Source organism: Alginatibacterium sediminis (genome assembly GCF_003610775.1).
Classification (GTDB): domain Bacteria; phylum Pseudomonadota; class Gammaproteobacteria; order Enterobacterales; family Celerinatantimonadaceae; genus Alginatibacterium; species Alginatibacterium sediminis.
The window spans coordinates 291,315-317,865 of sequence record NZ_RAQO01000005.1 but is presented as its reverse complement, the minus strand read 5'-3'; the positions used below and the strand labels follow the sequence as shown (position 1 = coordinate 317,865).

Here is a 26,551-nt window from a genome sequence, read left to right as displayed (position 1 = left end):
CTTACAGATTGAATATAACAAGGGCTACAGTACGTAAATTGTACGAAAAATAGAGTTCAAATTTTCCCCCACCTCATCTTACAACTACACTTAAGCCATCTTTTCCTTAATGGATATTCTTGCGATGAGAATTGCAAAAAATCAAGTCATCAGCATTTCATCTGTTATTTTACTGACTATGGGGTTCTCACCATCACCTGGCATGGCTTCCGATAGTATTATCAGCGATTACCGTGGTTCAGCAAGTATTACGCAAGGTGTTGCTCAAACGTTGGAATCAAATCTGTTTGAGTGCGAAAACGGTCGTAGCCGAATTGCTGGCATCGGTGAGATTAAAGATTCAGAAGGGCAAATTTGGACGGTTCCAGCTGAAAACCATTTTGCGACTGCACCAAAAGCTATCGACTTATACGAAGAATGTGCAAACATCACGCCCCAAAGCCTTGCTAAGGTAGATGAAGCCTCTGTACCTGTCGCTGAGGTTGATTCTGACGGTGAAGAAATCACAGGCTATATCTTTGCTGATAATTACTTTGAGTTATACATCAATGGCACTCTTGTAGCGGTAGACACAGTACCGTTCACACCATTTAACTCCAGTATCGTGAAGTTTAAAGTTAAAAAGCCTTATACGATTGCAGTAAAAGTCATTGATTGGGAAGAAAACTTAGGTTTGGGTACTGAAGATAACCGTGGAAAGGAATATCACCCTGGGGACGGAGGCTTTATTGCAAGCTTTAGTGATGGGACTGTGACAGGTTCAGACTGGCAAGCTCAAACATTCTATACCGCGCCTATATACGATCTAACCTGTCTGACCGAAGTTGAAAGCAAACGCCTATCTGAGACATGTACTATAGAGGGTACCGATCATGGCGAGAAAGCTTACGCAGCACATTGGGAAACACCAAGCAATTGGATGGCTAAGGAATTTAATTCAAGCTCTTGGCCGCAAGCGACGTTATATTCGGAAGATGAAATTGGTGTCAATAACAAAAAAGCCTACATGAATTTCATTGAAAAATTCAGCGGTGCTGGTGCGAGTTTTATTTGGTCAACTAATGTCGTACTGGATAATCAAGTTTTACTGAGGTACCAAGTAAAATAATTCGTTGATTCAGTCTTCTCTTACCTTGTCGCAGACAGTTATGCTTGCTAAGTCCATTAGGTATAACTGTTTGCTAGTAATCTCTATCAAGTATCTTGTTTTTCACTGCTTGTTCTCAACTTCGCTATTGATAACTATAAATGATAACGAGACACCCATTATAAAAGAATATGAACATTCAAATCACTGCACTCGCTTTAATACACAACGATCATCATGCTCAGAGATGAAGCAAGGCTTTAATGCTAGACGACTATTTCGGGGGCACCCTTGGTATGCATTGGTATGGGTGCATTGTTATTGCCGTTTAACTAGCATCCCAAGAACTGTTTTCACTTAGAATGATTGGTTAAATTTCACCATTCTAAGTGAATCCCCCTGTGCGGAGCCGCATGCAGGGGGCTGGCGATTAGATACCAGCGGCTATCCGATTAGCTGGCCTTAGCAATACCCACCTATTATTATCATTTCTCGTACGGGTAAATGACCTTCCAATCCAGCTTCATGTCAACAATCGTCCAACCATTCGCCTGTGCTTCGTCGAGGCCTTTGTCGAGGCGACCAATGCTGGATTTTCGGTCATAAGCCCATTCGCGTATAGAATCGGTGTGATGGACGTAGAGCGCGAACCGCGAACCTTTCCCAGCTGTGGACCATTGCAGCATCTCCAGGTCTCCGTCAGAATTACCGAAGGCTGCGATAGGGCGACGACCTATGTGCTGATTGATGCCCACCGGCTTGCCAGCTTTGTCGTCGATGAAGTTGAGTTCGGGTTGACGCACGAGAACCGGCTCACCATTTTTCATCTCGAACTTTGTCTTAATACTGCTGCCGACCACCTGCTCGGGTGGGATCCCATAGACTTCCTCTGCCCACGGGCGCATAAACTCGATGCCACCGCCAGAAACTATGAATGTCTTGAAATCATTAGCACGCAGGTAGGTGAGCAATTCTAGCATCGGCTGGTAGACCATCTCAGTATACGGGCGTTTAGTTGTTGGGTGCTTCGCAGTGGCGATCCAGTCTTTCACGTTCTGCTCGAATTCTGTGGTGGTCATACCGGCATGGGTAGCCATTACGATTTCGAGAATCGATTTTTCGCCGCCAGCAAGAGCACTTTTAACATCGCCCTTGAGTAATGAGGCGAAGGGCTCCTTACCCTCCCATTCAGGATGCTGTGGTGCGAGCTCCTTGACACGGTCGAGCGCAAAAAATAATTGAAAATACATCGGCTGTTCAGCCCACAACGTACCGTCGTTGTCGAAAACAGCAATGCGCTCTTCAAGCGGAACAAAGTCGGGCGATCCTTTCTCTGTTACCTTCGCCACGAACTCAATAATTGACTGCTTGGACTTGCCATCATTCCAGGATGGAAGCGAATCAATGGTCTCAGCTATCGCCAAGTTACCAAAGACTAGGACAAAACCCAGAGCGAATACTGCAAGTAGTGTTCGTTTCATTGTCATTTTACTCCTCTATGATTACTGTTCTCAGACCAGCTAACTCCCATAGCTAGCCAATCCCCTCATAATTTCTTGGAAATTCAATATAGTTGGCAAACACTCCGTTGTTTAATCTATTCAATGTCAACAAACACAAATCTTATCTAATCCTACCTAGTGGCTGTCGGGTTGTAGGTAATTTAAATATTAGATCAAGTTTTCGTTAAGTCACGCCCACATATTCAGATTAGCAAGATAGCCATGATAAATGTCACTTCTTGCACACCTTAAAAAACTTTTTTTTTGGCCACAACGACCGCACGCTTGATCGTTAAAACATTGCTTATAGCTACAATAACCACTTTGTCTGAATAAAAGCCACAGTTAGAGATCCCCATTCGAGATAGTGCAAGGTGACCATTTGGGCTTGTGAAGACTATGCACTGTTAAGTAGGCGTTTGGCTGCGCCTTTACCATGCAGGCGTTACTGTTGATGCTCACTTTTGTAAAGCAGGATGCCGATGCTACTTCCTACAACCTCACCGAATTGATGTTCTAAGCTAGTAGTAAGTGCTAACCAACTGCTTTAGTTGATATTTAAGCGCTTCAAAATAGTGATGTGGCTAGCGCTGAAGTAGCCGCGCTGATTGTGTCGGGTCGCACTACCGGTTAAATCGACAGGTGCTAGGTAATCTTTGCGCTCAAATGGTAGGCCATTTGGAAAGCAATCAAGAGTGTCTTGTGAATTGCTTCCCAAATAAATCGCCTATATGGCACTTCAAATTTTATAGTTGGGCCATTAGATTGGATAAGTCAAAAAACAACTTTGGGAACGGTCACGAGCATTGATTCTAACCAATAATGCGCCATATACGAGTTACCAATTTACTGATCAAAATAGCGTTGAGTAAGCATTTGTCTATAAGTTGACGCGGCAAATATAGCTCTCATTTAGGAATAAACCTCAATACTCACATGCTTTAATCTAGGAATGTTCTGTAACTGTTGCTTATACTCTATCAGAGGGCGTGGCTCTATACTGCGCAGTGAGATAACAACTCCAAGGGATTCCTCCCCAAGGTGCCAAACATGTAAATCAGTTATCTCTGTATCCTGACCTTCTAAAGCCTTACGTACACTTTGCTCCGTCGTCTGGCACTGTTGATCGAGCAGGTGATTGCTGGTCAAAGAAATCAATCCCCATGCCCATTTGCTTATGACCAATGCGCCCACAATTCCCATTACAGGATCAAGCCAATTTAAGCCGGCATATTTGCCAGCAAGCAATGCAACGATGGCGAGTAACGAAGTTAAGGCATCAGCTAAAACATGCATATAAGCCGCATGTAAATTGTGGTCGTGATGAGAATGTACATGCTCGTGACCATGGTGATGCTCATCCTTCAAGATCCATGCGCTCACTAAATTTACAACAAGGCCGATTATGGCAACCAATATCGCCTGATTGAACGCAATCGCTTGTGGCTCAAAGAATCGGGAGATGGATTCAATAACCATTACCAGCGCGACCACGGCTAGAGCTACCGCGCTGGCAAAACCGCCAAGCGAACTGACCTTTCCAGTACCAAAGCTGAACTTAGGATTATTGACGTGCTTACGAGCATAACGGTAGGCGAAGATGGTTATAGCAAAGGCGGCAACATGCGTCCCCATGTGCCAACCATCTGCGAGCAAGGCCATGGACCCAAACCAGGTTCCTGCGATTATTTCTATAACCATAGTGATAGCAGTCAGAACCAAAACGATTAAAGTTCGTTGTTCTCCTTGACTAGTATGATGAGAAAAATCGTGCTGGTGTGGCCGGCCGCTGATATCAAATACGGCATGATGATGGTGACTCATGATATTTCCAACTATCCCTGCTAGTAAATGTTGCCAGTAAATAGTAACAGTTCTCACTTGCATTTATACTGACACGAAGCAACTCGGAATGTTTTAGATCAATAAAGTGTTAACTTTTACTAGAGGTTTAAAATACCGGAGACAATTATATGCCTTGATTTCATGGTTGACGGTTTGCAAAGAAAGTTCATTTGGCCGGGTGATCAGGCAGTGTCATCATTTTTAAACAAATTTTTCTAGCTGGGCTGGGCGATTGCAGTCAGGGCCAATATCAAGACAGCCAAAACAAACATTACTCGCCGCTCACTTAAAAATTATTTTTTATAGACCACAACGACCGCACACTTGATCGATCAAACGAACGCTATCGTAGGTGTCTAATTATTTCAGTTGAAGGTCGAGTTGGCGTCAATGATGAGTCAGGGAAATGCCTAAGCGTATTGCTTGAAGTCGTGAATGAAATTTACCTTCATTCTAGTCCTGTTTCTCTTTCGAGCTTAAGATATGTTGGTTGAACTTTCTGCGCATTATCAAAAAAGGGTATAAGGCACATGCGTAGATGATGATATGAAATTGCTCTGGTACCACGAGAGTCGCGCATACAGCAATAGCGGCAATAACGGCGAGCTTAAGTAAGAGTTCTGTGTAGCTGGTGGCTTGTGTGAACTTAGCAAATAGTTGGAGCATCATTTTTAGATTCCTTTAGCTAAAGATGTCGGGTTGCGAGAAGAATCAAATTGCGAAAATTCATCCATAATCACTAAAGGACGTCCTAGTTTCTTATCATTTTAGAAGCGACCTCAAAACAGCGTACCTTAGTGACTTAGCTGATGCATCCAATCTTTAAAAGCCGCTGTGTTAAATGCTCTGGCTTTTTGGCCTTGAGCTCCATTGCATCGGCATTAGAGTCTCCGGAAAAACATAGGATTAGATAATGAATTGTGTTGCTCATGGCTTTATATATTCCAAATTTAGAATAGCCATTGATAATTCAGCCCATAGATTGTATCAAAAAATAAGCAGGGCTGTGCTCCATTATGCACACGGGTTTGCGTCATAAACATAACAAGATAGCCATAATAAGTTAGTTACTTATCACTGAATAGGCGCAGACACCTATCGAGAAGATGCCAGCGAGTTTAATTAGGTATTCCTCAACCCACTGGCGTCGATGTTCAAAAATTTTGGCCTGTTACCGCCTCTCCACCACACAAGAAAGCCCGCCGCACACAACGCGAAATACAGTGGTAATAAGGGGTATCCGATAACCTAACCTGCTCCTTACGTGGTCTTGGCATCACAAAAACCTTATTGATTAACTAATCACTTAAGACTAGACCATCTTTCCGTGAACACCACTATTATGAGTGTCTTGTTAATTGATGAACAACACAGAAGGTCGTTGTAATAATTCCTATTGCGATAGTTAATCGATCCGCTGCTATCAATGCTCTTTGGAGATTATTCTGTCTATTTCCCTGCAACTTTTTTAGCTACCGCTCGCATATATCCAGGCATTTTGTCGGAACGCTCGTTAGGGGAAGTTGAAAAGACAAACGCTGCAAAATCTCTTTCAGGGTCGGTATAAATACCCTGATGCATATTACCATGTTTAAACATACCTCCGTCAGCCCAAATGTGGTCCCATTGAGCCGAATTTCGTTCAGCCTTTTCCCCTGTCCACTCAAGACTGTAAGCTTCTTCTTCAGAACCTACATAAGCAGCCGGATCACCAAGGGTGCGAATTCGTTCCAATACTTTTGGAGTGATGACTCTTTGCTCTGAAACCACATTCCAGCTCGGTGTGAACATCATCGCGTATTTTAATGCATCTTCGATGGTTGTGTTTACCAAACCGCCACCTACAGCTGTACCATCAGATGTTAGACCAACCATAAACTGATTTTGAACACCTAGCTTGGACCAGACTTTTTCGTTGAATACGTCTTTATATGTTTGGCCAGTGGCACCTTCAATGGCCATCGTTAAAGCTTGAGTAATCGCCGTAGAATAACGGAATCGTTCTCCTGGTTCTTCACCGTCTATAGCTTGCACATTTTTTAAGACGTCTAACCATTGGCCACCTTCTTTTTGAGAGAATAGAGAAGCGAAGAATTTCTCAATCCAACTATTTGGATCAGAAAAAGCAGCCGTTGTTTCTTCAAGATCTAAACCTGAGGCCATATTTAGTGCATTTTTAACGGATACCTTGTCCCATGCGGTTCCTTTTAACTCTGGCGCATAGAATGGAATCGATTTATCAAGATCCATTTTGCCTTCACTTTCTAGCAATACACACAAGGTTCCAACCGTGGTTTTAGATGCAGACATCCAGACATGAAAATCGCTTGGGTTCATACCAGGGTATGCTTCGAACACAACCTTTCCTTTATGGGCCATAATTATAGCTTGTACTCTGTTGTAGTCATTCCCCAAGTATTCTTCTAGTTTGGGGGTTTCTGAGCCATCTTCCTGAGTAAATGTGATTTCTTTTAAATCGGGATTAATCGCTCGTTTCAGATTCCGAATATCATGGGTGGGCATAGCGATATCTACATTGATGAATTTTGGAATATTCAAATTTACAAAAACACCGTGGTCCCCTGCCGACTGCCAATTGGGGGTACTAAATTTTTTGCTTACATCTTGAGTAAAATTAAGCGGAAATGACTCCTTCGCCTTTGATATCGGAGTAGTTACATCGGTTATTTTACTAATGTATATTTCCTCGTGAACATCTGTTTTTGTCATGTTTTCATTTTTCACATGGCTTTCCTGGCCCCCAAAAGCAAGTGTCGGTCCCATAACGAGCAAAGCAAGGTACTTCATTTTATTCATGATTTGTTTCCATTTTTTGAGTTAAAGATAGTTATGTGGGCCTCTCTTCAGATAAACCTACAAATAAATCGTGTCTTGATTTAACGAAAGTATATTGGAGACCTTGCTTATCAATAACTCTTCTGAGATGGACGTAATCATCGTATATCTTTAGTGTGCATCTATAGCATTTATATAGGTAAAAGACAGTTTCAAGGTAATCAGAGGAACATTTTGAGTTTGCTCTGTAATGAATTAAATATGGACTTCCCAGACTTTGCTAGGCATTTTTGAGTCACTTAACAGGGGAAATAACAAGACAGCCATAATAAGCTTGCAACACCAAATGTGTGTGGTTACTCATTACCGCATAAGCGCAGACATCTATGGAGAAAATACCAGCGAGTTTAAGCAGATAATCCTCAACCCATTGCCGACGATGTTTAAAACTGTGCCCACTTACAACGTCTTCACCACACAAGAAAGCACGACGCACACAGCGCGAAATACAATGGTAATACGGGGTGTCCGATAAACTCACTTGCTCCTTACGTGGCCTTGGCATCACAGAACTCTTATTGATTAAATGGTCACTTAAGCCTAGACCATCATTCGATGAGTGCCAATATCGTGGGTGTCTTGTTATTTTTATGCTACTTCCTACAACCTCACCGAATTGCTTTTCTAAGCTAGTAGTAAGTGCTAACCAACTGCTTTAGTTGATGTTTAAGCGCTTCAAAATAGTGATGTGGCTAGCGCTGAAGTAGCCGCGCTGATTGTGTCGGGTCGCACTACCGGTTAAATCGACAGGTGCTAGGTAATCTTTGCGCTCAAATGGTAGGCCATTTGGAAAGCAATCCAGAGTGTCTTGTGAATTGCTTCCCAAATAAATCGCCTATATGGCACTTCAAATTTTATAGTTGAGCCATTAGATTGGATCAGTCAAAAAACAACTTTTGGAACGGTCACGAGCATTGACTATAACCAATAATGCGCCATATACGAGTTACCAATTTACTGATCAAAATAGCGTTGAGTAAGCATTTTAATTATCCTCTACAAGTGAGCAAAGCGATAGTCCGATAGTCAGAGGTGAGGTGCAAATAGCAATGAAAGTCGCGCTTAAGATTTGTTATGATGCCAACCGTTTATCTAGGTCACTAAAGGGAAATTATTGAATATGATTAGAGAGTTATGGTCAACGCTGCTGAATAAAAGTCGGATCAGCAATATTGCAAATCTTATGAAGGTCGTGCCTTTTTTGAATGTGCTATTACCTATAGCAAAGGTGCTTGGCGTTTCAGCGGATGCTGTTCATGAAATGCCGGGAGGCCGAACAACCACCTATTACGTGAAAGGTCGCACCCCATCAGGCACGCGCGTTAATGGGTTTGTTGAAGAAACTAGCGCGGGCATGGGTGATTTTGCCAGCTTCGTGTTATTAGCTGTTACCATAGCATTTATAGCGGGGGTTTACTTCTTGCTTCAAGGGCCTCTATTGCTGCTTGCAAAAACGCCTCTTGTATATACTTTAAGCTTTCTACCGGCAGCGGTCTATATTATCAAGAATCGTTCTAATGATCTGGCTCGAGCTTGCGAAATCATTTCAAAACGCACGAAAGTCATGGGTAGTAAATCCATGATGCTCGCTATTCCGCTTTCAATTTATGGCGGTTTTATGGTTGCGGATTACAATACGGTTTTTAGATTTGACAGCCCGCTATTGATGATGATCGTTGGCACTGTTTGGTCTGTTCTTTTATTCTTTTGTATGTTTGTACCTTTGGTAAACTCCTCACTTATTGTTCGTGCTTACTTGATCGGAGCAGAAAAAAGAAAGTATCGAACTATATTAATCATGGTGCTTTGGACTTTACTTTGCATGTGGTTCTTTTCTCTATCCTACACAACTCAAGGTGGTGGGGATGCATCAGGATTTTTATGGACGGCTGCTGATGGAAGTACTCATCCTATCAAGGTAAGCACGATTTATATATTGGCACTAAATATACTACTTACTTGGTATATCGTTAAATTCGCCACTATCTTAATTAGAGAAGATGATGTGTTTCAGTTCTTTCCGATGATTGTCATTTTTACAATTTATGTCTTATTCTGGACACTTGGCTTTGTAGGTTATCTTAGTGGTTACAGTCATGCACGGTTACTCGCAAATGCGGAGAACTGGCTTTCAAACGGTATGTTTCAATTGGGTGCAACAATCTTGTATTTGGTGTTGATAATATGGTCCGTAAGATACCCATATCTGAGTGCAAGCAAGGAAATGAATGATTCTAAAGTATTGTTTCTGTTCCGTTTTATTCCAATGCACATCTTATGCGTCTATTTTATATTTCTCTGGTATCCAAGTGTAGGAACATTGACCGGATGGTACGTGACTGCGATTGGAAGTTTTATTCAGTATTTGCCGTTCATCTGAGATTTAGGTGAGCTTTAAAGTTTGTGAACCTCTCTGGACATAAATGAGTTAGCAATTCCTTGCTAACTTTGACTTGTGCTGAGTATCAAACGATAAGAAGACAGCCATCAAAAGTTCTGTTGTGATCAAAATAGCAGGCTTAGGTCTAATGGCTGCGTTATTACCACCATTACTTGCTTGGATATATGGTTTAGTCTTCCGCAGAATGAACCCTGCAATTTTAGCTGGCGCTTGTGCAGGAGCCAGTAACAGCACCCCAGCAATGAAAACAAGGATAACAGGGCAGCCATCATAAGTTAGTACAGCACTACCGCAAGAACAATCGTCCTTTTAGACCATGAAGACCTCAGACTTGGACTAGGAAATCGTCACTCTTCCAGAATTTGGCCATTTTTGCTGTATTTCAGCCACAGTAAATCGACTTTAACTAGGTAGAGCTGCGAGTTGCTTGTTGTTAGAGAAGGTTAAGCGCTGTTTAGTAGCCGCTTGGCGGCGCCCATGCCATGCAGGCGTTGTTGATTATGCTCACTTTTGTAAAGCACCATGCTGGCGCTACTGCCCACAACCCCACCGAATTGCTGTTCTAAGCCAGTAGTAAGTGCTAACCAGCTACTTTGGTCGATGTTTAAGCGCTCCAAAATAGGGCTGTCGCTAGCGCTGATAAAACCACACTTATCCTTGCGGATAGACCTGCCGGTTAAATCTACAAGTGCTAGGTAATCTTTGAGCTCAAATGGTAGGCCATTGGGCATGTTGCTGCGGGGGTTTCCTACAAACGGATATAAAGCTGTAGGCTGCTTTGCTTGGTTAGCCTGTTTTATTCGTATTTTTACGCTGGTGTGGGCTGAGGTTTCTGGTTTGTCTGCTATCTTTGCGCGGATTGGGTTTAAATCTACGTATGCCATACAAGCAGCCAGCGCAGCTTCATCAAGTAAGGCTTGGGATTTAAACCGACCTTCCCAAAATCGCCCAGTACATTGGTCTTCTTTGTTGGCTTCACGGGCTATGTGTTCGTTGAGATGACGCATAAACCAACTTAAATCGTACAAGCGTTGGCGATAGATTTCGGCAGTATCACTCACAGCCTGCAGCTGCACGGCGTCTAGCTCAGAGCGCAACTCTGGATTGAGATAGCGTTGCGCCAGTAAGGTGCCTTTGTGTAGGCTGTGCCAACGTTGTAGAACTTCGTCCATTGACCAACTGAGGGCTTGTTGTTGATCCACATGCAATACCAAATGGGTGTGGTTACTCATTACCGCATAAGCGCAGACATCTATGGAGAAAATACCAGCGAGTTTAAGCAGATAATCCTCAACCCACTGGCGACGATGTTCAAAACTACGCCCACTTACAACGTCTTCACCACACAAGAAAGCACGACGCACACAGCGCGAAATACAGTGGTAATACGGGGTATCCGATAAACTAACCTGCTCCTTACGTGCCTTTGGCATCACAGAACCCTTATTGATTAACTAGTCACTTAAGACTAGACCATCTTTCCGAGAGTGCCACTAATATGGGTGTCTTGTTAATTGTACAAGCGAACGCTATCGTGGGTGTCTTGTTATTTGCATGCACATCAACTACTGGACTATTTTTCTTTGGAAACAAGCTTTGTCCTCTTACTTCCCGAGTATTTGTCTTGGATCTCTAGCGGAATGTCTAGCTTTTCAGAAATCCAAGATTTGTCTTTGTATGAAATGTAATTGATGTACTGGAATTCAAGAACAGATCGTTTCAATAGATGGTCCGCTAAGAAAGAGCCTTTTACTACTTTGATCGCCTGCTCGATTTCTTTCTTCGGAATGTCACTTTTGTTCGATTTGAACTCTAGCTGTATATTTGCATTCACCAAACTGTAGGCTGGGGTCTCGGCATCAACGCAGATAGAGTTAAACAGCCCAATTAGTTCCCGATGGCCGATGGAAGTACTAATCTTCCGAATAACATTCAAGGAAATAGTATAAATAAGATGAATAAATGTCTTTTTGCTCATCTCTGCGATCTCGGCATTAGATAACGTCGATTTCTGCTCTATAAGTGTATGAATTATCTCAATGAGCTCTCCTTGAATATTTCGTGTGGACTTTAAGTAAAAACCCAAAAATCTTAAACCAACATTAATAGCTTGCTTGCCAAGCTGCTTTAGCTGCTCCTGTTCAATAGAAGCATGCCTGTTTTTTATAATCTGACCAATGATTTCAACGCTACGAACCGACCTAGTTACATCTCTCAATGTCTCAGATAAAGACAGGGCCTCTTCATGATCGTATTCGACCTTTTCCAGTTTACTTTGGTTTAGATCTTTTTGAATCAAATCTCCCTTTCTTGCTTCATGAACATTGTTCCTTTGCTTTATTACAAGCTTAGGAATCTCACTGATAAAATCCTTCAAAAACTCAGTATCGACTCTATCAAGCTTAGCTTCTTCCTCCTTTGGAAATACTCCCAGCGTATGTTGGATAATTTTATCAATGACTTTGTTGTTTCTTGTGTGGTGTGTAATAAAAATTAGGATGTTCGAGTGCTGTTCGGTGTGGAGCTTACTGCAAAGTTCCTCTACAAAGTCGAGAGCCGCATCATGGTCAGACATGTACTTTGCTACATAAAAGTAGAAGATATACTTATACTTAATTGAAATTCCAGTCTGAGTGACTTTAATTAGCTTAGCCAATACCAACTTCTCAATAAGGTCTTCATGAGAGTCTAAGATAAACCGTTGACTATACTCTTCCTTAAACTGTAAAAATGCCTCATCGGATAGCTTTAGCTCTTTAGTTTTGTAGATATAATAAGCGAGCTGAGTTAGGTAGTTGATGTACTTGTCAATCTGGTCAGTCTTTATCTTTGCTTTTCTTAGGTTTTCTTGAATTAACATCTGATAACAAAAGCCATGAGAAGTTAAACTGTAATCTTGTGATTGAGCTGATTCCAATGCTTGCAAAATCATGATGATGAAGATCGGCTTAGGTGGAACAATATTCTTGCGGATGATCGAATTCAACTGCATCGTTGCAGTGTCCACCAATTCTACTAAGTCACAATTTTCGATTTGCTCACTTCTACCGATAGAGTACCAAGTACGAAGTAGTTCGTCTCTTCTTTCATGGCCAAAGGGTAGGATTTCCAATACATCATATCTATCAAACAACGAGAGCACTTCTTCTTTGTATTGAATCGAATCCTCGGAAATAAGTATGATGCGGTCAAAAATGGATTCAAGATTTTCTAACAGCTTGGCTATTGCTTTAGTATTTAGCCTCACCTCATGTAAGTTATCTAATATCAACACCTTTGATTTTTCAATTGCCATATAGCTGTCATAGTCAAGGTTTAGATATTGAGTGCCTAGCTTTTTAGAAATATACCGCTCAGGTTGAGAAGAAGATATGTCCTTGCCATTTAGTAGGACAGGGAAATGATCGGCCTTTATTATTGAACTGTAGATGGTTTTGGCCAAAGAGGTTTTGCCGACTTGCTCCTCTCCTACCAGAAGGGTCAGGGCGGGAATATCATCAAAAGTACATAAATACTTTGATTTTTTAGTGACTTCGTACTTGGATATATCCGGTGTAGATTTTTTCAAGTCTGGGTGAACAAACGTATCTTCTAAAGTAAGAAACTCTTTATGGGTATGTTGAAAGTTTACTTGTGTGCTGCTCAAGTACTCCTTAAAGTCATCAGTAAGAGCTATATCATTTTTTGAAATGATTTCTTCAGTAATAATTGCTGGATTAATGACTTTTTCTTCTGAAATCTTGCTCAAAAATGATTTAAGCTGATTTGCTACCTCGAACCACCCTTTATTTTCGTTTTCATATTCTGTTATTGGTTGACCGTCTTTTGGGACACAAGTAAAATCTTTGATTTCTGTTTCAAGCCACATGCAATGGTCAACAATAATTGGAAAAACCTTCCCTGTTCCGGAATTTGCCTTGTCCAAGGCTCGTTTTAACTCCTCTTGAACGCAATAGTATGAATTAAGAAAATCTTGAGTAATTAGCAAACAAACCGCATCCGCCTCTTCTAGATTCCCGATAATCTCATCATTCAACTTGGAGCCAGCTAACAATTTCCTATCATTCCATTCCGAGATTAGCCCATTATTTTTAAATGTGGCTAAAAACTTCACGAAGGTGTCTTTGTGATTTTCATTTTCGTGGGCATAGCTGATGAATAGCTTGATTTTACTCACTTCAACATCCTTAGTGCATGAGCGATTAAGAGCCAAAAGACTCCGTTACCAGATGATTTTGCTGCAGAAAGGTGCAAAGTACAAGTGGAATAGGAACAGTTTATCATCGGCCATAACATATACTATGAACCACTCTAGGTTTGTCGGGGGCGATTCACTACTCATACAAGAATCACCTAAAGTTGACAATTTGTGTTCCCTTGATTTAGGGCAAGATACAGAAAAGCTAAAAAGCTTTGGGGCACTAATGAGTGAGCTCGACGCCCAAACCACCTTTCTGGGCAGAAATTAGCTACAAATTTACGACTAGATTTCGCAATATCTAAGCATTTATCTATTTCTTAATACGTTTGCCTGAAAATCTATATACGCAACAACATATCTTAAACAAAAAAGCGAACCATTCGGTTCGCTTTTTTTATACTTAACTTTAGAAATTAACTAACTTCATTAAGATAACCATCTTCATTAAATCGTTAACCAACTTAATTAATGATCCTCAACAGTACAAACCCTTATTCATACGCTTCCATCGGCAAGCACGCGCAGAATAAATTCCTGTCCCCAAACACATCATCAATACGGCTAACTGTTGGCCAGAACTTATTGCTTCGCACTGCATCGCTTGGGAATACGGCTAGCTCGCGGCTGTAGCTATGCTCCCAATTGGCGTCGGTTAAATCGTCCAACACATGCGGTGCAAATACCAGTGGGTTGTCTTCTAGGGTCCACTCGCCGCTTTCGACTTTGGCGATCTCTTGGCGAATGCTGATCATCGCATCAATAAATCTGTCAATTTCACGTTTTGACTCAGACTCAGTTGGCTCAACCATTAAGGTGCCCGCAACTGGGAAGCTCATGGTTGGGGCGTGGAAGCCGTAATCGTTCAGGCGCTTAGCAACATCCATTTCGGTGATGCCGGTTGCTTCTTTGAGCGGGCGCATGTCGATAATACACTCATGGGCTACGCGGCCGTTTTTACCGGTGTACAAGATTGGGAAGTGACCACTTAAGCGCTTCGCTAGGTAGTTGGCATTCAAAATCGCGTACTCAGAGGCGTTTTTAGCGCCCTCTCGGCCTAACATGGCTAGATACATCCAACTAATCGGCAAAATGGATGCGCTGCCGTATGGCGCGGCTGATACAGCCGGGTTGGATGCACTTTGCTTACCATTACTAATCACACTGTGACCGGCAACAAACGGAGCAAGATGCGATTTCACACCAATGGGGCCCATACCGGGGCCGCCGCCGCCATGCGGAATAGCGAAGGTTTTATGTAAGTTTAAGTGACTGACGTCTGAGCCAATAAAGCCCGGTGAGGTTAAGCCCACTTGCGCGTTCATATTGGCGCCATCCATGTACACTTGGCCGCCGTGCTCATGCACTAAGTCGCAGATTTCACGAATGGTTTCTTCGTAGACACCATGGGTCGATGGATAGGTAATCATGATGCACGATAACGAGTCTGCTAATTCTTCAGCTTTATTACGCAAATCGACCATGTCGACATTGCCATGCTCGTCACACGCGGTCACCACTACTTTAAGTCCGGCCATTTGCGCCGAAGCAGGGTTGGTTCCGTGAGCTGAACTTGGGATCAAACAAATATTACGGTGATGATCGCCGCGGCTAGCATGGTATTTTTGAATCGCAAGTAAGCCTGCGTATTCACCTTGCGCACCTGAGTTAGGTTGCATGCAAATAGAATCATAGCCGGTTACTTCCACCAGCCAGTCTTCAAGTTGGTCGATAAGCTGCTTGTAACCTTGGGCTTGGTCGCTAGGGCAAAACGGATGCATGCTGCCAAACTCGGGCCAAGAAACTGGGATCATCTCTGCGGTAGCATTGAGTTTCATGGTGCATGAACCTAATGAAATCATAGAATGATTCAAAGCGAGATCTTTGCTCTCTAAGCGTTTGATATAACGCAGCACATCGGTTTCACTGCTATAGCGATTAAACACTTCGTGCTCAAGAATTGGGGTATCGCGCTCCAATTGACTTGGGATTGCAACCTGTTCGGTAGCCAACAAATCCAGCTCTTGGGCATCAATCTCGTTATCAGGCCCCACAAATACTGCGAGTAGCTCGCAGACATCGCCAATGGTGGTGGTTTCATCAAGACTCACACCTAGCGCGCCATCGAAATCGGTACGTAGGTTCATGCCAAGCGCTAAAGCGCGTTGGTTGACCTCGTCGCTGTTATTTAGCTCAACACACAGGGTGTCGAAGTAGTGTTCATGGCGCAGTTTAATAGCGTGCTGTTTTAAACCCAATGCCAGTATTTTAGTGAGTCGATGCACACGATTAGCAATGGTTTTAAGGCCGGTAGGGCCATGAAATACCGCGTAGAACGAGGCCATATTGGCCAACAGAACTTGCGCGGTACAAATGTTGGAGTTGGCTTTTTCGCGGCGAATGTGTTGCTCACGAGTTTGCAGGGCCATACGTAAGGCGTTATTACCACGGCGGTCTTTAGACACCCCAATAATACGACCCGGCAGCGAGCGCTTGTAGGCGTCGCGAGTTGCGAAAAACGCAGCATGTGGACCACCGTAGCCCATCGGTACGCCAAAACGCTGGGCGCTACCAAGAACAACATCTGCCCCTAAAGCGCCAGGTGATTTAAGTAACACCAAGGCCAGGATATCGGCTGATACCGCCACAATTGATTTTTTGGCTTGAGCCGCAGCAATAATCGGCGCTAGATCGGTAATTTCACCGCTAGTACCTGGGTACTGTAACAGCGCGCCAAAGCAGTTATGTTGCTCAAGCTCAGCTGCATCGCCACGCACGATTTCAAAGCCAAAGAAGTCGGCGCGTTCGTGCACCACGTCTACCGTTTGCGGGTGCACATCGTTGGCTACAAAATAGAGATTCGATTTACGATTTTTAGACACGCGCTTAGCTAAAGCCATAGCTTCGGCGGCGGCGGTAGCTTCATCAAGTAACGAGGCACTGGCCAGCTCTAGCCCAGTTAAGTCTAGAGTCATTTGTTGGAAATTAAGCAGTGCTTCTAGGCGACCTTGAGCAATCTCGGGTTGGTAAGGCGTATAGGCTGTATACCAGCCGGGATTCTCAAACACGTTACGCAAAATAACGTTAGGTACGTGGGTGTTGTGATAACCCATACCAATGTAGCTGCGGTTCACTTTGTTGAGCTGGGCAATTTTGCGAATTTTAGCCAGCGCTGCTTGCTCACTTAAGCTTTCGTCAATCGCCAGCGGCGCATGCAGACGGATATCTTCAGGTACAGTTTGATTGATGAGCTCATCTAAGCTCGACACGTTTAAATGCTCTAGCATTTGCGCCGTCTCTGGAGCAGTCGGACCGATATGTCGACGGATGAAGTCTTGGTTTTGTTCCAAGTCTGAAAGGGGCAATGAACTCATGCAATTTATCCTAATATAAAAAAGGGGCCAGAATTATTCATTCCAGCCCCATTTGTTTTATTTAATTATTCTTCTTCGATGCTTGCAGCGTAGTCTTCAGCGCTAAGCAGTGCTTTTAGCTCGTCGCTATCGCTGGCTTTCACTCGAAACAACCAGCCATCGGTATAAGAATCGCTGTTAACAAGCTCTGGCGAGTCTTCTAGATCTTCGTTAATCGCTACGATTTCACCGGTTAATGGTGAATAGATATCAGACGCCGCTTTAACAGACTCAGCAACGGCGCAATCATCACCAGCATCTACGTCGTCACCCACATCAGGTAATTCAATAAAAACCATATCGCCAAGCAGCTCTTGTGCGTGCTCGGTAATACCAATGCTATAGCTTCCGTCACCTTCGTCGCGGATCCACTCGTGTGAAGCGGTATAAAGCAGTTCAGCAGGAATGTTACTCATAATTTGTCCTTCGTAGTCATCAATTAAATTCTAAATACAGGCTGCGCGAGCGACTTAGGCCTTAGTCAATTTAAACTTTAGCACCGTTGCGCACAAATACAGGTTTTCCAATCTTCACTGTAAGCTGTTTTTTGCGCATTTCCACTTTTGCGTATTCACCTTCAAAGGCAGGGACACGCGCTAAGGCAATACTGTAGCCCAAGGTTGGAGAAAATGTTCCGCTAGTGATCACACCGCTAACTTGTTCGCCATCACGATTAGTGACCCACACCACTTGCCCGGTGCGCATCACGCCTTTTTCCTCAAGGCTTAAACCAACAAACACTTCTTTGCCTTGGCTACGCTGAGCTTCGAGGGCTTTGCGGCCAATGAAATCTCGCTCACTTGGCTCCCAAGCAACTGTCCATCCCATGTTAGCAGCTAATGGCGAAACGCTCTCGTCCATGTCTTGTCCGTACAAGTTCATACCCGCTTCTAAGCGAAGCGTATCGCGCGCACCTAAGCCGCATGGCACAACACCTACTTCAACCAAGCTATCCCAAAGGGCACCCACTTGTGACTGGTCAACAACGATTTCGTAGCCTTGCTCACCGGTATAACCGGTGGTTGCTATAAATAGCTCGCCGGCTTGCACACCAAAGAAAGGTTTCATACCTTCTACGGCAGCATTTTGTTCGGCGCTAAATACTTTGGCGCATTGTGCTTTCGCCTCTGGGCCTTGCACTGCAATCATTGCAAGCTCAGGGCGCTCGGTAATACTCACCTGAAAATCAGCCGCAATCTTTTGGATCCACGCGATGTCTTTCTCGCGAGTGGCACTGTTAACCACCAAGCGATACTCGGTTTCGCTGAAGTAATAGGTAATCAGATCGTCAATCACCCCGCCTTCATGATTGAGCATACCGCCATAAAGCGCTTTGCCTGCTTGGCTTAATTTAGCGACATCATTGGCGAGTAAATAACGAAGAAAGGTTTTGGCTTGCGCGCCTTGAATATCAACAATGGTCATATGCGAGACATCAAACATCCCACTTTTTTGACGAACTGCATGGTGCTCATCAAGCTGCGAGCCATAATTGATTGGCATTTCCCAACCGTGGAAATCAACCATTTTTGCATTGGCTGCCACATGTTGCGGATAAAGTACGGTTTGTTGGCTCATTGCAGTTCCTTTTTGCTTCTAAACAAAGCTCGCTTGAGCCTAATTTAGCTGTTTCTAGATAAGAAAAAGCAAACTAGACACCATTAAAGTTGTTTGAGTATAGCTAGGGAGGGAAGGAGTTCAAAGCCACTTAGACCTAGAAAATCTAATCCATTAAATGACAATTGTAAAAATAAAGCCTCTATTACACCTATAAATAGGCTGTTCAAACGGTCAGAAATAGCATTAAAATGATATTTATCGACTCACCTTAACAAAAATAACGCAATTTGTGCTTAGTTATGAAATTAAAATCTAAAGCCCAACGCAGGTAAATTAAACTTCAGATTAGAATTCATTATGAAAAAAGCAACAAAACTGTGGATTATGACTGCTTTTGTTTAGCTTTAGGGCAACAAACATCCGGTAAATCACCACTAAGACCTAGGGCTTTGCGCATTGCCTGATTCTTAAGAGGCCCACTTTGGTCGACTAAGGACATACCTAGGCCACGGATTAATTTCTTAACAGGATCATTGCCACCAAAGAGCTGTTTAAAGAACTCCATGGCTGCAATCATTTGGCTTGCTTCTGATTTACGCCAACGCGCCCAATGCTGCAAGGCTTGGGGCTGATCAATGCTGTCACCGGTTTTATGCAGCTTTAAAATAACTTGCGCTAGAGCGGCTGCATCCATCAAGCCTAAATTCACACCTTGTCCAGCTAAGGGGTGAATGGTGTGCGCAGCATCACCAATTAATACAAAACCTTCACCAGCAAAATCTCTAGCGTAGCGCATGCGCAGTGGGAAGGATGACAAGCTGCTCTGAATTTCGCACAAGCCTAAACGCATATCCAAGGCGATAGCTAATTGCTTATTGAAATCTGACTCGCTACACCGAATCAAATGTTGTGCTTGGCTGGCCTCAGTTGACCAAACAATGGAACATAAATTGGGATCGTCCAAGGGTAAAAAGGCTAATGGACCGTTGTCTGTGAACACCTGCCTTGCGCAATTGTTGTGTGGTAATTGAGTGCGAATGGTTGCAACCAATGCTGTGTGTTGGTAATCCCAAAAATTTAACGGCACGTCCATTTGTTGACGTAACCATGAGTTAGCGCCGTCTGCGCCAACAACCAATTTGCAACTTAAGGCCTGACCATCGTCAAAGCTTAGCCACGTTTCGCTCTCACCGCGATGCAATTGAGAAATACTGGCTTCAATAATCTCTAGATTGTCCTGTTGGGTAATCTCGTGCCACAGCGCGTTTCTAATCACATCGTTTTCTACGATATAACCTAAATTGGGTAAGGCCATATCTTGCGCGTTAAACTCAATATTGGCGAAACTGTCTGCATCCCATACCTGCATATCGCTATAAGCTTGGGCGCGTTTAGATTCTATTTGAGACCAAACTCCCAGCGAGTCCAAGTAAGATTGGCTAGCTAAATTTATGGCGCTAACTCGTTCACTGCGGTGCAATCCCAACAACTGCTCGGCGTTGGGAGCGTGGGATTCAACGACAGCAATACGTAAATCGCTATCTTTAAGGCTGCGAGCAAGACTTAAACCGACCATGCCCCCGCCAATAATACAAATATCGATGCGTTTCATCGCTTACCTTCTGTCATCAAATCAAAGCGGCCAAGAGTTTGATTTGCGAAATGATTTTTTAAGAAACTAGAGCTGCGTAGTGTCAACATGCCTATATTTCTAGCAACAACTGCGCCTTTATCGGCGCTTGCAAAGCTAGACGCAAGCAGGCTAGTTAAGACAATGGTGTTTTGAGTATCTTGGCTACGCAAGTCTTGGTAGCGTTTTAGCAACGAATAACTGCCACAGTCACTATCCGTTTCTTGGCTAAGCAGCTGCTGAATAAGCTGGCTTAACACTGAAACACTGCGTAACCCAAGATTAAATCCTTGCCCAGCAATTGGATGCAAGGTGTGAGCGGAGTTTCCAATTAATACGCAACGATGCGCTATCGCTCTGGGGTAATGCTTTAGTTTTAGCGGATAAGCAGCGCGCTGTCCTACTTGCTCAAAGCGGCCTGCCATTAAGCCAAATTCGGATTGTAAGCTGCGCATGAACTGGTGGTCACTGCACTCAAGTAATTGTTGTTCTTGCCCGGTTTGTACGCTCCAGACCAGAGACCAACGATTATCATTCATGGGTAACAGTGCTATAGGGCCATGTTCGGTAAAACGTTCGAAGGCACGGCCAGCAGGAAGTTGGTCGCTTCGAAGATTAGCAATGATAGCTGATTGCCCAAAGTCGTGGTCGAGGGCGTCGAGTTTAAATTGTTGCGCTAAATTACTAGCGCCGCCATCTGCAGCAACCAATAACTTACACGTCAGTTGCTGCCCATCTTCAAGAGTTAAGCGATTGCTATGCTTAGCTTGCTCCAAGCTTTGAATTTGATTGGGGCAATACAGGCTGATGTTGTCACACTGGGCCAAGGCGGCATGTAATTGTTGCCCCGCTTGTTGCAGCTCAATCACGTAGCCTAAGCTATCTAGCTGGTAGTCTTCGGGCTTTAACTTGAGCCGGCCGATATGACCACGATCGGATACCAATATTTTGTCGATGGGCTGCGCCAAAGCACTTAGGCTTGGCCATAATTGCAGCGCTTCCAATATGTCTTTGGAGCCCGCAGATAAAGCAATGGCGCGCGAGTCAAAACCTGGGTGTGCGCCAAAATCTAAAGCTTTGGCTTCTATAAGCGCGATCTTAATCGGCTTAAAACCTTGCAAGTTTTGGCTCAAAGCTAAGGCTAAGGTAGCGCCTACCATGCCGCCACCTACAATTGCTATATCCACATTTTGATGCGACATGCTTTCTCTCTATACTCGAGCCATCAACGTTTCAATATCAGCGATCGATTTAGGAGCACTGGCGGTTAAGTTACGATGCCCATCTTGAGTGATCAAAATATCATCTTCAATACGTATTCCCATACCTTGGTATGCAGCCGGCACATTGGCATCGCTTGCGATATATAGGCCCGGTTCAATAGTGATGACATTACCTGCTTGCAACGGACGAGTGCGCTTTGCATCTTGGTAGTCGCCCACATCGTGTACATCAATTCCAATCCAGTGACCAAGACCATGCATATAGAACTCTTTGTAGGCTTCTTCTTCAATAAGCATATCAACATCACCGTGCATAATGCCCAGCTCAACCATGCCAGTCACCATAATCTCAAGCGCTACGCGATTTGCTTGCGCGATTGAAACACCAGGCTTAAGCATCGCAATTGCTGCTTCTTCGGCATTAAGTACTATTTGATAAAGCTTTGCTTGTTCAGGGCTAAACTTGCCATTGACGGGTAGCGTACGCGTAATGTCCCCAGCGTAGTACTGGTACTCAGCTCCTGCATCAATTAACACTAAATCGCCACTTTCGAGCAAACAATTGTTTTCGGTATAGTGTAAACAACATGCATTAGCCCCGCCGCCTACAATAGTATTGTAGGAAGCAAAACGCGCCCCTTGTTTGGAAAACTCATGCAAAATATTGGCTTCGAGTTGGAACTCCAACATACCTGGTTTGCAATCTCTCATGGCACGGATATGCCCCTGAGCCGATATTTCCCCAGCCTGGGCCATTAGTTCAATTTCAGCGGCGCTTTTAACCAAACGCATTTCATCAACTAAGGGACGCCAGTCTTCAGTCTGAGCCGGCGCATTCCAACCTTGGCGAAGCCCATTTCTGAGCTTGTCGATAGCACTGTTGAGGTGCACATCGCAATCTGGGTAGCGACCTTGGGCGGTGTAAACTTTGTCTAGCCCATCGAGTTGCAGGTGCAAATGTTGCTCGATATCTTCGAAAGCAATCGACAAATCAAGACCTAAGGCTTTAGGTGCGGCTTCTTGTCCTAGACGAAATCCATGCCATATTTCTTGAAGTTTGTCTTTAGCACGATTAAAAATAACACTGCGTTGATCGGTTGCGGTTTTGATGAGTATTAAGCAAGCATCGGGCTCAGTAAAGCCGGTGAAGTAGTAAAAGTCACTATCTTGGCGAAAGCTATATTCGGTATCACGGCTGCGCGTTTTTTCTTGAGCGGCAAAAAAAACAGCAGCACTGTTTTCAGACATTTGAGCTAAAAGTTGTTCTCGACGTTGTGCAAACACCGCAGTCTTCCTTTTCAATAGAGAATAGAGCACACCAACAGCGGTGATGTACTTCAAAATGGTTGGGCTTAATGCAGTACGGGCCCTTTGATATCGGGAGTGTTGAGCTCAGCAAACAAACTAATACAACCGACGCGCACGTACTCGACGATTTGCATGTAAGCTTGCTCACTTTCTTCTACGCTTTGGCTGTCATCAAAGCTCAATTGCGAAATTTCAGTAAAATCGCCAATAAGCTCTTGTGCGTCTTCGCTGGTTTTCTTGAGATCGGTTTGAATAATGCCAAAGCCCAACACAAAGCTTTGTACCCATTGCGCGAGAGCTTGAGCGCGGTCTTCTAGTGGCAAGTCGTCATCGGGTAAAAACAATTCAAATCCAAATAATGCATCGCTGAGTTGCTCGAAACTTTGTTCCCGTAGCGCTTCAATTTGCTTTTTTATTTCAAGCGAAAAGGCTTGTCCTTCGTTCATCAGATCGTTGATATTGACCATGAAGTTAGGGTCTGATTTTGCCAAACCTGCAGCAAACATACCGCTGATTAAACCATGGATTTCTGCCGGAGTTACCACAATTTTGTGCTGTGATAGTTGCACACTAAACGCGATATAGTCTAACGGTGTGGTATTTGACACTAGAATGCCCTTCAGCTTAAAAACGCGTATCTTAACATTCTCGGCCTAGCAACTCATCTGGAAATTCGATTTAGTCTGCGATGGAAAGTCGACACAATAGACCACAGCCTTCTAGCGCTTATTTCGGCTTGGTAAAACATAGCGCACCGCAGCACGCAATTAAACGATGCTTAAATTGCTCAACTCAATTATGACGCCTTTGGTAGCAACGTAAACCCAATACTAGTTGATATTTGTTCATACAGTTGTGTATTCGCAACTAACATTGGGTTCCCCAAGTATTGACCTTGCCCCAGTAAAAAATCGCAGCACTTTCCTCCCGCTTCGCTTACCAATAACAAACCTGCCGCACCATCCCAGCTATTTAAATGTGCTTCAAAATAAGCATCAAGTTGTCCAGACGCTACATGGGCAAGCATAAGAGCCCCAGCCCCGAAACGGCGATACTCGAAACCATCATTTACTAAACGCTGAATCACAGTGAGATAGCCTTCTAAGGGGCGACGCGAGGACAAACCTAAGCCAACGATAGCTTTATCAACAGGAACCGGTTTTAGCTTCTGTACTGCACCATTTAAGTAGCTTCCCCCGGCAGCACTAGCCCAAAACAATTCGTTTCTATCCGGCGCATAGATAACCGCTACTTGTACTTGATGGTCCACAACAAATGCCATGGAAATACACCAGTAGTCCATCCCTTTAATGTAATTGCTGGTGCCATCAATGGGATCAACAATCCACATTCCTCCACTTGTTATTTCAAGTCCACTCTCTTCACCCAGAAATCCATCTTCAACACACATTTTTTTGAGCTCAGACTGAATAAACTGTTCAACAGCGTAGTCCGCTTGGGTTACAAAATCTTGCTGACTTTTGCTGCTAATATTTAGCCCTTCATCACGGTGTTGCTGAGCTATCGACCCAGCCTTAATCGCTATCGACTTTGCTAACTCTAAACGTTGTTCTAGCGTATACATAAAAATCCTTTCTAAAGTGTATTGCGTTGAATCAGCTCAACGCCGATCTTATCAATAACCTGCGGTATATCTTGGTTTTTGGCACGATGATGTAAACGGGTAAGTGCGGCGCAGGCAATGGCTTTGGTGTCTTGTCGTAATGTAGTCAATTGATAGGCGTCAAAGCCTGCAGTGGGAATGTCATCAAAACCAATAATGCTAAAATGCTCTGGGCTGTGTAGATTAAACAAGGCTTTAGCCCCATCGATAAATCCGCATGCCAGCAAGTCATTTGCGCAAAAAAGGCCATCAAAGTTCAAGCCGGCTCCTAGGTACTCTAAAGCTGCCTGTTTACCAGCGTCGTAGTCCGAACCTTTGGCCTGTAAATGCTGGTAGCTCACCCGGCCTAGGGCTAGCGCTGTCGCTATGGACTCCACAAATCCCGTCCCGCGATCTAATGCTGAGAAAGTTCCCTGTTCGATACCTAAATAGGCCAGTTTAGTACGACCACTATCAATCATTGCGCGGGCAGCCATTGCAGCACCACTATGATTATCACACATCACTACGTCGACATTACTGATATCCGTTTCTCGGTTTATAACCACAACCGGTATATTCAAACGAACACACTCCCCCACTAATTCTATTGGTGGATATCCAGAGGTTACGATAACGCCTGAGACTCGAAGCTGAGTAAACTTAGTCAAAGTGGATTCCATATCATCCTTTTCAGTCATCTCACTAACGAGAACTTGATAGCCCTCGGATTGAATCTGATGCACAAGGCTTTCCAAAAGAGCTCCGCGATATGGATCTGAAAGGCGTGCTGTGACTAAGCCAATAAGATTGCTACGCTGTCGATTCAAACTTTGGGCTAACACATTGACCTGATACCCAAGTTCACTAGCAGCCGCGAGTACTTTTGTCCGAGATTTATGAGATACGCTACCGTTTTTGGAAAATGTACGAGAGACCACTGCCCGTGAAACCCCCGCTTTCGATGCAACGTCTTGCGCTGTTATTGTCGTTAGAGGCTTGTGGCTCATAAACTGGCATTACGTTGTTGTGCAACATGGTCTAGCGATATCAAATCGCCCTCAATTGCTAAGCGTAAGTTCGAATAATTAGCCAGTTGCTGCTCAATCTTAGCTTTATCAGCATCTTGATAATGATACAGATACATACTTGCCGTAAGACGCGCTTGTGAAACGTTTGCGAGTTGCGGGAAATCAGCATGAGAAGCATTGTCCGCCAATGCATCGTATGAACCACATTCTTGAAATATCAACGTTGAGCGTTGCATCAGCTCCACTCCCTGAGCGCATGGCCGACCGTCACCACTATAAAACAAAGAGTGATTGCCAACGCTGATTCGAACTGAACGATTCGGCACTGAGTGCTGGCTCAGACAAGTCTCAATTTCCCAATTGGACCATGATCCTTGGGAAGGAGTTTCCAGCCAAACAATCTCAAAGCCTGCATTAGCTGCTGGCCACCATGCATGACTTGCTAAAGTTTTAAGCCAGCTAATATCGCTACGCTGCGCCATGATGCACAGCCTTTTGCTTCGCCCTGAGCTATCCCATTGATTGAGTAAGCTGGTTAATCCCATACAATGATCAGGATGGATATGGGTAAAATAAATAAGATCGATATCATTCGCAGGTAATTTCCGTTGCCAAAGCGCTTTTGGTACCGTCGGCCCGCAATCGATTAGGCACTGAAGACCCCGCTCATCGATGACCCGTATCGCTGCATTGCTATTTCGGATTGTATAAGCATCACCTACCCCTAAAATATCGATATGCATTTCTCGCTAACACCCTTAATGACTTTGAAGAAAATCTAATGAGTTCAAGAGTGCCTATCCAATATTTCATATTTTTTAAGTTTTTATGAACACGTGTTCATTTCTTAATTCTTTCACGAAACCGTCATCTTTCCAGCTTTAAATAGCATCA

General features: G+C 43.8%; 21 protein-coding genes and 2 pseudogenes. 3 read left to right on the top strand and 20 right to left on the bottom strand.

What is annotated here, in order from left to right; translation table 11 throughout:
• Nucleotides 1-124: 124 nt before the first annotated feature.
• Complete coding sequence (locus DBZ36_RS09805; protein WP_120354764.1) at nt 125-1,108, top strand: hypothetical protein; 984 nt, start codon at nt 125-127, stop codon at nt 1,106-1,108.
• 464 nt (nt 1,109-1,572) lie between these two features.
• Here DBZ36_RS09805 and DBZ36_RS09800 read toward each other — a convergent pair whose 3' ends face one another.
• The 8 genes and pseudogenes from DBZ36_RS09800 to DBZ36_RS20505 form a co-directional block, all read right to left on the bottom strand.
• The gene (locus DBZ36_RS09800) at nt 1,573-2,568 is read right to left on the bottom strand and encodes an HAD family hydrolase (RefSeq protein ID WP_233558117.1); all 996 of its coding nucleotides are present in this window, start codon (nt 2,566-2,568) and stop codon (nt 1,573-1,575) included.
• 568 nt (nt 2,569-3,136) lie between these two features.
• Nucleotides 3,137-3,307 carry a hypothetical protein gene (locus DBZ36_RS20510; protein WP_158589067.1) on the bottom strand — a complete coding sequence of 57 codons (171 nt, stop codon included), beginning with the start codon at nt 3,305-3,307 and terminating at the stop codon, nt 3,137-3,139.
• Nucleotides 3,308-3,501: 194 nt separating this feature from the next.
• On the bottom strand, nt 3,502-4,413 hold the full coding sequence (gene dmeF, locus DBZ36_RS09795) for a CDF family Co(II)/Ni(II) efflux transporter DmeF (RefSeq protein ID WP_120354762.1): 912 nt from the start codon (nt 4,411-4,413) through the stop codon (nt 3,502-3,504).
• Nucleotides 4,414-4,887: 474 nt separating this feature from the next.
• Nucleotides 4,888-5,103 (bottom strand): hypothetical protein, encoded by a 216-nt coding sequence (locus DBZ36_RS09790; RefSeq protein WP_120354761.1) that lies wholly within the window; start codon nt 5,101-5,103, stop codon nt 4,888-4,890.
• Nucleotides 5,104-5,500: 397 nt separating this feature from the next.
• Nucleotides 5,501-5,711, bottom strand: a pseudogene (locus DBZ36_RS20825) (transposase); the annotation flags it as partial.
• Nucleotides 5,712-5,883: 172 nt separating this feature from the next.
• Nucleotides 5,884-7,251 (bottom strand): serine hydrolase domain-containing protein, encoded by a 1,368-nt coding sequence (locus DBZ36_RS09780; RefSeq protein ID WP_120354760.1) that lies wholly within the window; start codon nt 7,249-7,251, stop codon nt 5,884-5,886.
• 316 nt (nt 7,252-7,567) lie between these two features.
• Nucleotides 7,568-7,795: pseudogene (locus tag DBZ36_RS09775) on the bottom strand (transposase); the annotation flags it as partial.
• Between the two features lie 150 nt (nt 7,796-7,945).
• Complete coding sequence (locus tag DBZ36_RS20505) at nt 7,946-8,116, bottom strand: hypothetical protein (protein WP_158589067.1); 171 nt, start codon at nt 8,114-8,116, stop codon at nt 7,946-7,948.
• Between the two features lie 294 nt (nt 8,117-8,410).
• Here DBZ36_RS20505 and DBZ36_RS09770 point away from each other — a divergent pair, with 294 nt between their 5' ends.
• Entirely contained in the window at nt 8,411-9,670 is a 1,260-nt protein-coding gene (locus tag DBZ36_RS09770; protein ID WP_120354759.1) for a hypothetical protein, read from the top strand.
• A gap of 121 nt (nt 9,671-9,791) precedes the next feature.
• Nucleotides 9,792-9,965: an aspartate-alanine antiporter-like transporter gene (locus DBZ36_RS09765; RefSeq protein ID WP_267900177.1), complete on the top strand. Its 174-nt coding sequence runs from the start codon at nt 9,792-9,794 to the stop codon at nt 9,963-9,965.
• A 169-nt stretch (nt 9,966-10,134) separates the two neighbouring features.
• On the opposite strand, the gene DBZ36_RS09760 is transcribed toward DBZ36_RS09765, so the two are convergent.
• From DBZ36_RS09760 to DBZ36_RS09700, 12 genes are all read right to left on the bottom strand, one after another.
• Nucleotides 10,135-11,124, bottom strand: a complete 990-nt coding sequence (locus tag DBZ36_RS09760) for a transposase (RefSeq protein ID WP_120354758.1) — start codon at nt 11,122-11,124, stop codon at nt 10,135-10,137.
• 140 nt (nt 11,125-11,264) lie between these two features.
• Entirely contained in the window at nt 11,265-13,868 is a 2,604-nt protein-coding gene (locus DBZ36_RS09755; protein ID WP_158589066.1) for a TIR domain-containing protein, read from the bottom strand.
• A gap of 515 nt (nt 13,869-14,383) precedes the next feature.
• Nucleotides 14,384-17,263, bottom strand: a complete 2,880-nt coding sequence (gene gcvP, locus DBZ36_RS09745; RefSeq protein WP_120354755.1) for an aminomethyl-transferring glycine dehydrogenase — start codon at nt 17,261-17,263, stop codon at nt 14,384-14,386.
• A gap of 65 nt (nt 17,264-17,328) precedes the next feature.
• Nucleotides 17,329-17,718 carry a glycine cleavage system protein GcvH gene (gene gcvH, locus DBZ36_RS09740; protein ID WP_120354754.1) on the bottom strand — a complete coding sequence of 130 codons (390 nt, stop codon included), beginning with the start codon at nt 17,716-17,718 and terminating at the stop codon, nt 17,329-17,331.
• A gap of 70 nt (nt 17,719-17,788) precedes the next feature.
• A complete protein-coding gene (gcvT, locus tag DBZ36_RS09735) occupies nt 17,789-18,880 on the bottom strand; it encodes a glycine cleavage system aminomethyltransferase GcvT (RefSeq protein ID WP_120354753.1) in 1,092 nt (363 codons plus the stop codon).
• A gap of 364 nt (nt 18,881-19,244) precedes the next feature.
• Entirely contained in the window at nt 19,245-20,474 is a 1,230-nt protein-coding gene (locus DBZ36_RS09730) for an FAD-dependent monooxygenase (protein ID WP_120354752.1), read from the bottom strand.
• On the bottom strand, nt 20,471-21,694 hold the full coding sequence (ubiH, locus tag DBZ36_RS09725; protein ID WP_120354751.1) for a 2-octaprenyl-6-methoxyphenyl hydroxylase: 1,224 nt from the start codon (nt 21,692-21,694) through the stop codon (nt 20,471-20,473). The genes DBZ36_RS09730 and ubiH overlap by 4 nt, the downstream gene beginning before the upstream one ends.
• Nucleotides 21,695-21,703: 9 nt before the next feature.
• A complete protein-coding gene (gene pepP, locus DBZ36_RS09720; RefSeq protein WP_120354750.1) occupies nt 21,704-22,999 on the bottom strand; it encodes a Xaa-Pro aminopeptidase in 1,296 nt (431 codons plus the stop codon).
• Between the two features lie 68 nt (nt 23,000-23,067).
• Nucleotides 23,068-23,631: a UPF0149 family protein gene (locus DBZ36_RS09715; protein WP_158589065.1), complete on the bottom strand. Its 564-nt coding sequence runs from the start codon at nt 23,629-23,631 to the stop codon at nt 23,068-23,070.
• 188 nt (nt 23,632-23,819) lie between these two features.
• Nucleotides 23,820-24,608, bottom strand: coding sequence for an inositol monophosphatase family protein (locus DBZ36_RS09710; protein ID WP_120354748.1), 789 nt, complete (start codon nt 24,606-24,608; stop codon nt 23,820-23,822).
• A gap of 11 nt (nt 24,609-24,619) precedes the next feature.
• Nucleotides 24,620-25,636 (bottom strand): LacI family DNA-binding transcriptional regulator, encoded by a 1,017-nt coding sequence (locus tag DBZ36_RS09705; protein ID WP_120354747.1) that lies wholly within the window; start codon nt 25,634-25,636, stop codon nt 24,620-24,622.
• Nucleotides 25,633-26,400: an MBL fold metallo-hydrolase gene (locus DBZ36_RS09700; protein WP_120354746.1), complete on the bottom strand. Its 768-nt coding sequence runs from the start codon at nt 26,398-26,400 to the stop codon at nt 25,633-25,635. The genes DBZ36_RS09705 and DBZ36_RS09700 overlap by 4 nt, the downstream gene beginning before the upstream one ends.
• Nucleotides 26,401-26,551: the final 151 nt, after the last annotated feature.

Excerpts from the sequence above, each read along its gene's own strand:
- DBZ36_RS09805 (WP_120354764.1), top strand. The coding sequence starts at position 125 with ATGAGAATTGCAAAAAATCAAGTCATCAGCATTTCATCTGTTATTTTA.
- DBZ36_RS09800 (WP_233558117.1), bottom strand. The coding sequence starts at position 2,568 with ATGAAACGAACACTACTTGCAGTATTCGCTCTGGGTTTTGTCCTAGTC.
- dmeF (WP_120354762.1), bottom strand. The coding sequence starts at position 4,413 with ATGAGTCACCATCATCATGCCGTATTTGATATCAGCGGCCGGCCACAC.
- DBZ36_RS09790 (WP_120354761.1), bottom strand. The coding sequence starts at position 5,103 with ATGATGCTCCAACTATTTGCTAAGTTCACACAAGCCACCAGCTACACA.
- DBZ36_RS09780 (WP_120354760.1), bottom strand. The coding sequence starts at position 7,251 with ATGAATAAAATGAAGTACCTTGCTTTGCTCGTTATGGGACCGACACTT.
- DBZ36_RS09770 (WP_120354759.1), top strand. The coding sequence starts at position 8,411 with ATGATTAGAGAGTTATGGTCAACGCTGCTGAATAAAAGTCGGATCAGC.
- DBZ36_RS09760 (WP_120354758.1), bottom strand. The coding sequence starts at position 11,124 with ATGCCAAAGGCACGTAAGGAGCAGGTTAGTTTATCGGATACCCCGTAT.
- gcvP (WP_120354755.1), bottom strand. The coding sequence starts at position 17,263 with ATGAGTTCATTGCCCCTTTCAGACTTGGAACAAAACCAAGACTTCATC.
- gcvH (WP_120354754.1), bottom strand. The coding sequence starts at position 17,718 with ATGAGTAACATTCCTGCTGAACTGCTTTATACCGCTTCACACGAGTGG.
- gcvT (WP_120354753.1), bottom strand. The coding sequence starts at position 18,880 with ATGAGCCAACAAACCGTACTTTATCCGCAACATGTGGCAGCCAATGCA.
- DBZ36_RS09730 (WP_120354752.1), bottom strand. The coding sequence starts at position 20,474 with ATGAAACGCATCGATATTTGTATTATTGGCGGGGGCATGGTCGGTTTA.
- ubiH (WP_120354751.1), bottom strand. The coding sequence starts at position 21,694 with ATGTCGCATCAAAATGTGGATATAGCAATTGTAGGTGGCGGCATGGTA.
- DBZ36_RS09710 (WP_120354748.1), bottom strand. The coding sequence starts at position 24,608 with ATGTATACGCTAGAACAACGTTTAGAGTTAGCAAAGTCGATAGCGATT.
- DBZ36_RS09705 (WP_120354747.1), bottom strand. The coding sequence starts at position 25,636 with ATGAGCCACAAGCCTCTAACGACAATAACAGCGCAAGACGTTGCATCG.
- DBZ36_RS09700 (WP_120354746.1), bottom strand. The coding sequence starts at position 26,400 with ATGCATATCGATATTTTAGGGGTAGGTGATGCTTATACAATCCGAAAT.